The organism is Novilysobacter erysipheiresistens (assembly GCF_036663935.1).
Lineage (GTDB): Bacteria > Pseudomonadota > Gammaproteobacteria > Xanthomonadales > Xanthomonadaceae > Novilysobacter > Novilysobacter erysipheiresistens.
Genome location: NZ_JAXGFP010000008.1, coordinates 81,876 through 93,146 on the forward strand (window position 1 = coordinate 81,876; position 11,271 = coordinate 93,146).

Consider the following 11,271-nt stretch of genomic DNA (forward strand, 5'->3'; position numbering starts at 1 on the left):
AGTGGCGCGGCGTCATGACCAACGCTCCGTGAGTCGCTGTGCGAGTTCGATCGCCGGGGCGGTGTCGCCACCGCGGGCGGCCAGCGCATTGGACGCCGCGGCGTCGTAGCAGCCATCGGCGGCCTGTCCCGCGACCACGGCGCCGGCCCAGCTGTGCTTCATGGCCGCATCGACCTGTTCGGGGTCGCTACCGCTGAGCAGCAGCACCGCGCTGTCGGCCGACGGCAGTGCCGCCAGCGGGTCGCCGCCCTGGTTGAAGCGTATGCCGGCGTTGCCTACATCGATCCCGACCTCGGCCGGGAGGATGTAGATGGAGCCCGCCTGCGCGACTTCGCCCGGCTCGGCCAGGTTTACCGGCAGCGAGGTCGCACGCTGCATCTGCGCGACCAACTTGTCGTAACGCGCGCCATCGAGACGCTGCTGCACCAGCACCGGCCGCGGGAAGTCCGGCGACAGCGCACCGAGCAGTTGCCGCACCGCATCCGGGCCGCCGATGCCGGCCAGCACAAGGACCGCGCCATGCGCCTGCTCCGGCCCGCGTACCGGAGTGTCGTCGACCAGCTCAAGACCGGAGATGCGACGTTCCAGCTCGCTCAGGTCGTGCTTGAACTTGTGGTCGGTTTCCGGACTCTCGCCGATGCTGGCGGTCCCGTCATCGAGACTCAGTTCGCCGAAGCGCGAAACCGTGGCCGGCGCAGACCCATCGCTGTCGCTGACGTCCTGGGCCGGTTCGGCCAGGTCGAATTCGTTGACGAGCGGGTCGTCGTCGCCTGGTTTTTCATCCACGCCCAGACTGAAATCGGCATCAGATTCGAACGCCGTGACGGTTGGAGCCGTGGTGGGCTCGTCCACCTGGAAGCCTGATTCGAACGCGGAGGCGAACGACTCGTCCAGTTCGAAAGTCTGGTCGTCGGATTCGGCCGCGACCGGATCGAACGGGTTATGCGCCTCCGCCGTGGGCAACGCCTCGTACTCCATCGCCGGCGTCGAAGCGATGACAGGTGCTGTCTTTCCGGAGCCGTCGCCCGCAGCATCCACATCGTCGGGCTCGCGGCCGGGCGGCAGCACGTCGCCATGGCGCTGCAGCTTGGCGACCAGATGGCGTTGCCAGCGCGCCACGTCCCAACCCTCGCGCGAGGCGGTCAACTCCGCCTCTTCGTAGATCACGTCGATCGCCGGATCGAACAGCACGTCGTCGAAGCGGCCGAGTACGTCTTCGGTCGCCGGGTCCAGCGCGACCAGCACCACCTGCGGAGCGGCCTCGACCAGCGCCGGCAATTCCAGCGCGGTCGGGTCGGCCTCCAGCACGCGCCGGGCGCCGGCCTCGTCAAGCACGCCACGCAGGCGGTCGCAGGCGACCCCTGGCCTGGCCAGCAGGGCGACGCGCAGGGCTTCAGCCACCATGGCGCGGCTCGATCCCGAGCAACTCGAACACGTTGCGCATCAGTTCCGGTTCCTGGTACGGCTTGCCGAGGTAGCGGTCGACACCGATGTCCATCGCACGCTGGCGATGCTTGTCGCCGGTACGCGAGGTGATCATCACGATCGGGACGTTCTGCAGGCGCGGATCGGCCTTCATCTGGGTCGCCAGCTCGTAACCGTCCATTCGCGGCATCTCGATGTCGAGCAGCATCAGGTCCGGCACCACGTCGACCATGCGCTCGAGCGCGTCGATGCCGTCCTTCGCGGTGGCGACCTCGAAGTTGTGGCGCTCCAGCACGCGGCCGGTGACTTTGCGCATGGTCACGGAATCGTCGACCACCATCACCAGCGGCACCTGGCGGTGCTCGACCACCGGCGCCGGCGCCGCGCGCAGGTCGCGCGGCAACGTTGCCTGCCGGCGCACCAGCGGAGCGACGTCGAGGATCACGACCACGCGGCCGTCACCCATGATCGTCGCGCCGAAGATACCCGGCACCGAGGCGACCTGCGGGCCGACCGGCTTGACCACGATCTCGCGGTTGCCGATGACCTGGTCGACGGTGACCGCAGCGTGCAGGTCGCCCGAGCGGATCAGCAGCACCGGCATCTGCAGTTGGCCCTCGGCCTTCGACGTGCCCTGCCCGACCAGGTGGCCGAGGTCGTGCACGGCGTAGTCGTCGCCACCGTAGCGGTAGACCGCGTCGACCGGCTGGCCATTGGCATCGACCAGGTCCTCGCGGGCAATCCGGCCGACACCGCGGACCGAGGCGATCGGCACCGCGAACGTGGTCTCGCCGATCTTGACGAACACCGCCTGGGTGACCGCGAGGGTCTGCGGCAGGCGCAGGGTGAATCGGACGCCCTGGCCCGGAGTGGAATGGATGTCGAGCAGGCCGCCGAGCTGGCGCACCTCGCTGGCGACGACGTCCATGCCGACGCCGCGGCCGGCCAGGCGGCTGACCGCATCGGCAGTGGAGAAGCCCGGCTCCAGGATCAAGGCATCGAGATCGGAATTGCTCAGCACGGCGTCGCTGCGGATCAGGCCGCGCTCCTCGCCACGGCGACGGATCGCATCGCGGTCGAGGCCGCGGCCGTCATCGGCCACTTCCAGCACGACTTCGGAGCCTTCGCGGCGGATCGCGATGCGGACGCTGCCCTCTTCCGGCTTGCCGGCCGTCTTGCGCTCCTTCGGCGTTTCCAGGCCGTGCGCGACCGAGTTGCGGAGCATGTGCTCCAACGGCGCGGTCATGCGCTCGAGCACGTTGCGGTCGAGCTCGCCCTGCGAACCGTCGAGCTTGAGCGCGACCTGCTTGCCGAGCTCGCCGGACGCCTGGCGGATGACCCGGCGCAGGCGCGGCAACAGCGCGTCGAACGGCACCATGCGCGTGCGCATGAGGCCTTCCTGCAACTCCGAGCTGACCCGCGACTGCTGCAACAGCAGGGTCTCGTACTGGCGGGTCAGGTCGTCGAGGGTGACCTGCAGGCTGCCCTGGTCGGCCGCCGACTCCGACAGCGCGCGCGAGAGCTGCTGCAGGGTCGAGAAGCGGTCGAGTTCGAGCGGATCGAAGGCCTGCTCGGCGTCCTCGACCTCGCGCTGGTAACGCGCGACGATCTGCGCCTCGGTCTCCATGTCCAGCCGCCGCAACTGGTCGCGCATACGGGTGTTGGTCGCGCCCATTTCGGCGATCGCACCGCGGAACGCACCCAACTGCTGCTCGAGGCGGGCGCGATAGATCGCGACCTCGCCGGCGTAGTTGACCAGTCGATCGAGCAGGTCGGCACGGATTCGCACCTGCTCCTGCGGCGCGCGGACGCCAATGTCGTCCTCGTCGCCGGCCTGGGTGTCCTCGACCGGGGCCGACAGCGGCGCAAGGGTGGCCAGCCCGGTCGCGACAGTCGGCTGCGCACGGCTGGCGACGGCGTCCACCGCGGGTTCGGCCGTGGCAACGGTGGTGATTGCCGGCACTTCGGCGTCGGGGGTGTCCACGACGGCCGCGTGCAGTCGCGTTTCACCGCGCGAGCGCGCCTCGAACTCGGCGATCAACGCTTCGGGCATCGCAATCGCACGACGCGAGCCGACCCGGGTGATCATCGCGTGCAGCCGGTCGAAACCACGCTCGAGCAATGGCACGCCATCGGCGCCAAGTTCGCAGCGCTGGTCGACGACCGACTCCAGCAGCGACTCCATCACATGGCCGAGTTCGCCGACCGCCATGATGCCGGCCATCCGCGCGCCGCCCTTGAGCGTATGCAGGTCGCGCTGCAGCCCGACCAGCGGCTCGCGCTCGGTTGGCGATTCGCGCAACTGGCTGAGCAGGCCGTCGGAATGATCGAGCAGGTCACCGCCTTCCTCGACGAAGATGTCGACGAGTTCCGGGTCGAGCCCGTCGAGATCGAGCGCTTCGTCCGGGTCTTCGACCACGGCCAGCGCGGCGATCAGCGTTGAGGCTTCGGACTGCTCGATTTTCGGTTGTTCGATTTCCGGTTCGGCTTCAGGCTGTTCGGGTTCGGACGGTTGTTCGGAGGCGGATGCCACGGAATCCGTATCGGTGCCGATGTCCGCCGGGGCGGAGTCGGCCGGTTCCGGTGGGTGAATGATGGTTCCCGAAGCCGCCGCCAATGCCGCCGTTTCGATTTCGGCTTGTTCGCGAGCAACGCGTTCGGCCTCGGCGTATTCGGCTTCGAGACGCGCGTATTCGCGCTCGTCTTCCGCCTGGCGTTCGGCTTCGGCGCGCTCAGCTTCGACGCGTTCGGCTTCGACGCGTTCGGCTTCAAGACGTTCGGCTTCGACACGCTCGGCTTCTAGGCGCTCAGCGTCGAGACGTTCCGTCTCGGCACGTTCGGTTTCGAGACGTTCGGCTTCAATGCGCTCGCCTTCGAGACGCTCGGTCTCCAGGCGTTCGGCTTCAGCACGCTCCGCTTCGGCGCGTTCGTTTTCGAGGCGCTCGGCTTCTACGCGCTCAGCCTCCAGACGCTCGCTCTCGGCGCGCTCAGCTTCGAGACGTTCTGCTTCGAGACGCTCGGTCTCCGCGCGTTCGGCTTCGAGGCGCTCGGCTTCGAGACGCTCGAGCTCGAGACGCTCGGCTTCGACCCGCTCCGCGTCAAGGCGTTCGGCTTCGCCGTCTGCGGTTTCGTCGAGTTGCGGCAGGCCGAGATCGGCAACGTCCCAGTTGGTGGCTTCACTGTCAGCCTCGAGACCGGCGAACGGGGTGAGGTCGACCACCGACACCCCGCTGGTACGTCGCGTCGGCAGCGGTACGTCGAGCTCATCGTCCGATGGCGGTCGCGCCGGCGGCAGGCTGTCGCGCAGGGCGAGCATGCGCTTGGACAGGCCCTTGAACTCCGGGATCCGCGGCGCGCTGGACTGCAGCGCGGCCAGGGTGCGGGCGACGGCATCGGCGACCGCGGCAATCGCGGCAACGCCCTCCGTCCCGGGAGCCTGGGCCGAAGCGAGCAGGCGCTTGACGTAGGCCTCGGCCGGCGCGGTGATGTCGGTGATCACCGGCACCTCGGTCATCGCGAGCGCGCCGTTGAGGGTGTGGATCGCGCGTTGCAGGCGATCGTCGGCGAGCTGCGGCTGATCCTTGCTGGCGGCAAGCCACTGCTCGATGGTGGCCAGGTGGCCGGTGACTTCGTTGTCGAGGATTTCCAGCAACACAGAGTCGACCGATGCCGGGACGCCGGGCTCCTCTTCGGGCGCATCGACTTCAACTGCGAGATCATCGAACGCGCTGTCGAACGAAATGGCATCGTCCGCGGCGGCAACCGGTTCCGTCGCAGATGCAGGTGCAAGTGCAGGTGCGGTGTAGACCGCCTCCTCGCCGGCGGCGACGCGCTCGGCGACCGCGGCGATCGCGTCGAGGTCGGCACTGATTGTCCCGGTGCCGGCCAGTGCCTCATGCAACTGCGGCAGCGCCGCGCGGGCGTGGTCAACGACCGCGACCACCGCCGGGCTGGCCAGGCGGCTGCCATCGAGCACGCGGTTGAGCATGCTCTCGATCTTCCAGCTGAACTCGCCCAGGGTCTTGGCGCCGACCAGGCGGCCGCTGCCCTTCAGCGTATGGAACACGCGGCGGATCGAGCGCAGCTGCTCCATGTTTTCGGGCGCGCGACGCCACACGACCAGCAACTGGTCGAGGTTGCCGATTTCTTCTTCGAGTTCCTCCAGGAACACCTCGCGGATCTCGTCGTCGATGTCGTCGCTGTGCGCGAAACCATCGATTCCGCCGGTCGCGGCGACCATCGGCGCAGCGCTGGGAATCGGTGCGGCAGCCTCGGCGACCGGGACAGCGACCGGTTCCGGCATCGCGACCTCGACCTCGGTCTCGACCGGCGGACTGGCGACTGGCGGTGCGGCGGTGTCCGGCACGGACATGCTCTGCGATGCCATGTCGAGCGCTGCGGCGGCGAGGTCTTCCTCCTCGACCGAGATCAGCGAAGGCAACTCGGTATGCGAGGCCACGGTTTCGACCGGCAGCGGCCAGTAGCCGAGCGACTCCAGGCTGTGGCGGGCGATTTCGAGGATGCGGTCGCGGTTAGGCCGCTGCTCGCGCAGGGCCTCGAGGTAGTACTCCACGCTCGCCAGCGCGTCGGCCATGATGTCGAGCTGCTGGCCATTGGGCACGCGCTTTCGGCCGATCAGTTCGACCTCGGTGTAGCGCTTGATGCCGACCAGGTAGTCCGCCGGCAGGCTGAAATCGAGGATCCGCAGGGCGCCGCAGACTTCGTCCAGCAGGCGCGGCACCTCGACCAGTTCGGCGTGGTCCCAGCTGGTTTCGACAAACGCCACGAACGACTGCCGGGCATCGCCGAAATTGGCGATCGCCTCGCGCACGACCACTTCCAGCACCTTGCGCGACTCGCTGGCCAGCAGGTCCTCGTCGGCGCGGTTGTCGTTGAGGCCGAGCCGCGAGACCTGCTCGTCGAGCGAGGCATCCACGTACAGCAGGGCACCGGCAACGTCGAGCAGGGCCGATTCGTCGGCCGCACGCTGGCCGGCGACGATCTCGTGCATCGCATCGCGTTGCTGCAGCACGACGCCACGGGCGATGCCCAGGCCCATCATGCCGAGGGTGTCGCTGACCCGGCCGAGGGTCTCGACTTGCGGACGCAGCTCCGACACGTCGGTCTTGCCGGTGCGCAGGTGCAGGTCGAGCGAATCCTTGACCCGCAGCAGGTCTTCCTTGATCGCCGCCGAAACGGTGTCGAGCAACGCGCGGTTGCGGCCGCTGAGGCTGCCGCGGGCGTGCTCGATCTCCGACTCGCTGGGCAATACGGCGTCGAGTTCGAAGGTCTGGCGCAGGTTGTCCAGTGCCGGGTGGCCGCCGTCGCTGTGGGCGACGTGGTACAGCAACTGGCGGGTCGGCTCGGCGTTGGGCTCGTTGGCGGGCGCGCTGAAGCCGTTGTCGTCGAGCATCTGCCGCGCTTCGCGCTCGACGCCGCCGAACGCCAGGCGCAGCGCACGGGTCGGCGGCAGGGCGCCGTCACGCAGGGCGCCGGCCACCGACGAGGCCACCCACAGCATGCGTCGCAATGGCTCCACCGAGACTTCGGCCAGAAGGCCGTCGACCACCGTGGCCAGGTGCGCGGCGTCGGCCGGCGCACCATCTTCCGGCCACTGCGCGAGCGCATGGCGCAGCGCGGCGAGGTTGGCGCTGGCCGGTTGCACGCCGGTGCGGATCGTCGTGGAAGCCACCGGCGCGGGCGCCGGCAAGTCGGTCGGCAAGGGGCGGTCGAGGTTGGGTGCGAACAGCACGCTCTCGTTGAGTCCGGTCTCGCCACGGGTCGCGCGCAGTTCATTGAGCAGCGGCAGCAGCACGATCGGGATGTCGCGATGGCCGCCCTGCAGGCGCTCCAGGTAATCGGGCAGCTGCACCACGCCGCGCATCAGCATCGCGCAGGCGTCGTCGCGGTCGCCGATGTCGCCGTGGACCAGCGCCAGCGACAGCCGCTCCATCTCCTCGGCCACCATCGCCGGCGCGTACAGCTCGACCATGCGCAGGGTGCCGTGCACCTGGTGCAGGTGGCTGGCGCAGGCGCGCATGCGGTCGCTGTCGCCGGGCGATTCGACGAAAGCCTCGATTTCCTGCCGGGCCTGGCGCAGGGTTTCGTCCAGCTCCGGCTTGATCCAGCCCAGCGTGGTGGTGTCGATGGCGTCGCGCATCACGGTCATCGCGCGCCCCACCGGTCAGCGGGGCCGCGCCGTGGGCGTCGTCGGCCGGGGGTCATGCTGTTCATTACGCGATCCAATCCCGGGCTCAGGCCGGCAGCTTGAAGTCGGCGACCGAGCGACGCAGGTCGGCGGCGAGCTGGGCCAGGTTTCCAATCGACTGCGCGGTCTGGTTGGCGCCCTGGGTGGTCTGCGAGGTGATCTGCTGAATCGTGTTCATCGTCTGGGTGATGTTGGCCGCCGCGCCGGACTGCTGCTGCGCCGCCGACGAGATGCCCTGAATCAGGCCCGAGAGATCCGACGACACTTTTTCGATCTCGCCCAGCGCGGTACCCGCGTCCTCGGCCAGTCGCGCACCGGCGACCACTTCGGAGGTCGTCTGTTCCATCGAGCTGACCGCCTCGTTGGTATCGGCCTGAATGGCCTGCACCAGCGATTCGATTCGCTTGGTCGCGTTGGACGAGCGTTCCGCGAGTCGCTGCACTTCGTCGGCCACCACCGCGAACCCGCGGCCGGCCTCACCGGCCGAGGCCGCCTGGATGGCAGCGTTCAGCGCCAGGATGTTGGTCTGCTCGGAGATGTCGTTGATCAGTTCAACGATCGAGCCGATTTCCTGCGAGGACTCGCCCAGGCGCTTGATGCGCTTGGAGGTTTCCTGGATCTGGTCACGGATGTTGTCCATGCCCTGGATCGTCTGTCGCACCACGCCGGCGCCGGCCGTCGCGATCTGCACCGAGCGCTGCGCCACGTCGGCCGACTCGGCGGAGTTCTTCGACACCTGGTCGATGCTGGCCGCGATTTCGCTGATGCGGCTCGACGCGGAGGTGATTTCCTGCGCCTGGTGTTCCGCCGCTTCGGCCAGGTGCATCGCGGTCGCCTGGGTTTCCTGCGCGCTGGACGCGACCTGAACCGAGGTGTCGGTGATGGTCTGCACCAGGCTGCGCAGCTGCTCGACGGCGAAGTTGATCGAGTCCGCGATCGCACCGGTCATGTCCTCGGTCACGGTCGCCTTCACGGTCAGGTCGCCTTCCGCGAGCGAGCCCATTTCGTCCAGCAGGCGCATGATCGCCTCCTGGTTGCGGTCGTTGAGTTCCTTGGTGGTCTCGTAGCGCTTCTTCTGCTGGCTGTTGAGCGACAGCACCAGGAACACGATCGCCAGCAACGCGATCGCACCGGAAACGATCGAGATCCACAGGTTGCCGAGCAGGCTGGTGTCCTTCAGCGAGCCGAACGCGGTGAATGCGTCGAACAACGCGCGGCTGTCGGCCAGCAGCTTGTCGGAACCATTGGTGATCGCCTCGGCCGCGGCCTGCGCGCGGAACAGGTTCTGCGAGCTGGCGACGATCGCGTCGAGGTCGCCCTGCATCTCTTTCCACAGCGTCTCCGTCTGCTCCAGCGCGGCCAGCGCACCGGCATTGGTGAGCTTGTTGACGCCACCGGCCTCGTCGCCATTGCGCAGGCCGGTCAACACGTTGTTGAAGATCGCCGCATCGCGGACCAGGCCGTCACCGGCGGCCTGCGCACCGGCGCCACCGGCGCGGATCTCGGTCACCCGGCGGGCCATGGTGCCCGACAACACCACCTGGCGCAGCGCGTAGTACACCTGCGACGACGGCGAACCGCTGCCCGACATCGCGCGGACCAGTTCGTCCAGGCGCGCCTGCAACTGCGGGACCTGGTCGGTGAAGCTGTCGGCGTTGTCGGCCAGGCCGAGCACCGCCTTCTGGCTGGCGAGTACCTGCTGGGCGCTCTTGTCGAGCGGCGCCCAGGTCTGGGTCACCGCCTCGATCGGCCCGGTCACTCCCGGGGTCGCGCCGAAGTTGGCGTTGAGGTCGCTGATGTTCTCGTCGATCTGCGCCTGGGTCGCCTTGAACGCGTCGAACGCGGCGGCATCACCGCCGACCGCCTCCTGGCCCTGCACCGCCAGCTGCTGCGACTGCACCTGCAGGCTCGAAGCCGAGGCGCTGGCGCCGCCGAGGCGCGCGGCTTTCCAGGTCGCGTAGCCGGTGTTCAGGCCGAACACCAGCACCGCCAGGCCCAGCACGATCAGCCAGGTGTTGACGCCGACATTGCGCGCCTTGCCGGCGGCGGAATTCATCTCAGTGCTCATTTTCGACCTCAGGTACGTTGCTGGCGCGGGGTGTACCGCTGTGGTGTTCGGGCCGCGGCATGTCGGAAGCGGCTTGTCTGAATTCGGGGGTGCGCGCCAGCCGGTCCAGGCTGAAGATTCCCCACGTGGTGTCGTCCAGGCGATAGGCCCGGCCGATGAAATTGGCATAGCGGCCGTCGGCCAGGTGCGCCGCGGCGTCGTCGGCGTCGCCCTCCAGGTCGAGCAGGTGCTGCTCGTTGAAGCTGCGCTGGCCGTAGAGCTCGTCGATCAGTACCGCGACGTCGCCGCCGGGCTGGCGCACCAGCAGGATCCGCTGGCTCTCGTGCAGCACCGTGCGCTCGCCTTCGAGGAACTGCTTGAGGTCGACGATCGGCAGCAGGTTGCCGCGGACATTGGCCAGGCCGAGCATCCACGACTGCGCGCCGGGCACCGGGGTGACTTGCGGCAACGGCAGGATTTCCAGCACCTCGCCGAAGCCGGAGGCCAGCCGGCGATTGCCGATCCGGTAGCCCACGCCACGCCACAAACCAGGCGCGTCGAGCTGCTCGGGCAGGCCGGCGACATGCGCCAGGCTGCGGCGTTCGTAATCGACCAGTACGTCGAACGGGGCAACGCCCATTGCCGGCACGCCCACTGACGGCGACCCGTTCACGATCCCAGCAGCGCGTTGATCCGGGCGATCAACTCGTCCTCGCGCGGCGGCTTGACGATGTAGTCCTTGGCCCCCTGGCGCAGGCCCCAGGCCTTGTCCGTTTCCATGCCCTTGGTGCTGACGATCAGCACCGGGATGGCCTTGGTGTCATCGCCACGCGACAGCGCGCGGGTGGCCTGGAAACCGTTCATGCCCGGCAGGATCACGTCCATCAGAACCAGGTCGGGCTGCTCGCGGCGGCATACGTCGATGCCGTCCTCGGCGCTTCCCGAGGCCAGCACGTCGTGCCCATTGCGTTCCAGCAGTTGGGTCAGGACCGCCGTATCGGTCGGCGAGTCCTCGATCAGAAGAATACGTGCCATTTGGTGCCTTACCCCCCGGTCAGGCGTTGACGTGTGTGCGGATGGCGTCGAGGAGTTCCTCGCGCGTGAATGGCTTGGTGAGGTATTGCTGCGAACCGACGATGCGGCCGCGCGCCTTGTCGAACAGGCCGTCCTTGGACGACAGCATGATCACCGGCGTGTCCTTGAACACCTGGTTGTTTTTGATCAGCGCGCAGGTCTGATAGCCATCCAGCCGCGGCATCATGATGTCGACGAAGATGATCTGCGGCTGCTGGTCGGCGATCTTGGCCAGGGCCTCGAAGCCGTCGGTCGCCGTCACCACCGCGCAACCCTCGCGCTTGAGCAGTGTTTCAGCGGTACGGCGGATGGTCTTGGAGTCGTCGATCACCATGACTCGCAAACCATCGAAGCTGCCGCTGCGACCCTCGTCCTGCATTGTGCTGTATCCCCTGTCTCGACTTGCTTGTTTCGCGGCTTGCTTGCTGCATCAGATCGCCGACGCCGAACCCCGGGGCGTCGCGAGGCTCCCTTTATTCCAAGCCTGACGCGGCCTGTCAAGCACGCATTTCGCCGG

At 68.2% G+C, this 11,271-nt stretch carries 6 protein-coding genes and 2 pseudogenes; 1 reads left to right on the forward strand and 7 read right to left on the reverse strand.

What is annotated here, in order from left to right; all coding sequences use genetic code 11:
• Positions 1–12: 12 nt before the first annotated feature.
• Positions 13–1,404, reverse strand: a complete 1,392-nt coding sequence (locus SNE34_RS14305; protein WP_332618289.1) for a chemotaxis protein CheB — start codon at positions 1,402–1,404, stop codon at positions 13–15.
• On the reverse strand, positions 1,394–3,958 hold the full coding sequence (locus SNE34_RS14855) for a response regulator (RefSeq protein ID WP_425604557.1): 2,565 nt from the start codon (positions 3,956–3,958) through the stop codon (positions 1,394–1,396). The genes SNE34_RS14305 and SNE34_RS14855 overlap by 11 nt, the downstream gene beginning before the upstream one ends.
• An 83-nt stretch (positions 3,959–4,041) precedes the next feature.
• Here SNE34_RS14855 and SNE34_RS14860 point away from each other — a divergent pair, with 83 nt between their 5' ends.
• Positions 4,042–4,635, forward strand: coding sequence for a pentapeptide repeat-containing protein (locus SNE34_RS14860; RefSeq protein WP_425604558.1), 594 nt, complete (start codon positions 4,042–4,044; stop codon positions 4,633–4,635).
• 196 nt (positions 4,636–4,831) lie between these two features.
• Here the strand turns inward: SNE34_RS14860 and SNE34_RS14865 are convergent.
• The 5 genes and pseudogenes from SNE34_RS14865 to pilG form a co-directional block, all read right to left on the reverse strand.
• Positions 4,832–7,594 (reverse strand): annotated as a pseudogene (locus tag SNE34_RS14865) (Hpt domain-containing protein); the annotation flags it as partial.
• An 85-nt stretch (positions 7,595–7,679) separates the two neighbouring features.
• Positions 7,680–9,701 carry a methyl-accepting chemotaxis protein gene (locus tag SNE34_RS14315; protein ID WP_332618291.1) on the reverse strand — a complete coding sequence of 674 codons (2,022 nt, stop codon included), beginning with the start codon at positions 9,699–9,701 and terminating at the stop codon, positions 7,680–7,682.
• Between the two features lie 64 nt (positions 9,702–9,765).
• Positions 9,766–10,320: pseudogene (locus SNE34_RS14320) on the reverse strand (chemotaxis protein CheW); the annotation flags it as partial.
• Positions 10,321–10,349: 29 nt separating this feature from the next.
• Positions 10,350–10,715, reverse strand: a complete 366-nt coding sequence (locus tag SNE34_RS14325) for a response regulator transcription factor (RefSeq protein ID WP_332618292.1) — start codon at positions 10,713–10,715, stop codon at positions 10,350–10,352.
• A gap of 19 nt (positions 10,716–10,734) precedes the next feature.
• Positions 10,735–11,133 (reverse strand): twitching motility response regulator PilG, encoded by a 399-nt coding sequence (gene pilG, locus SNE34_RS14330; RefSeq protein WP_332618293.1) that lies wholly within the window; start codon positions 11,131–11,133, stop codon positions 10,735–10,737.
• Positions 11,134–11,271 lie beyond the last annotated feature (138 nt).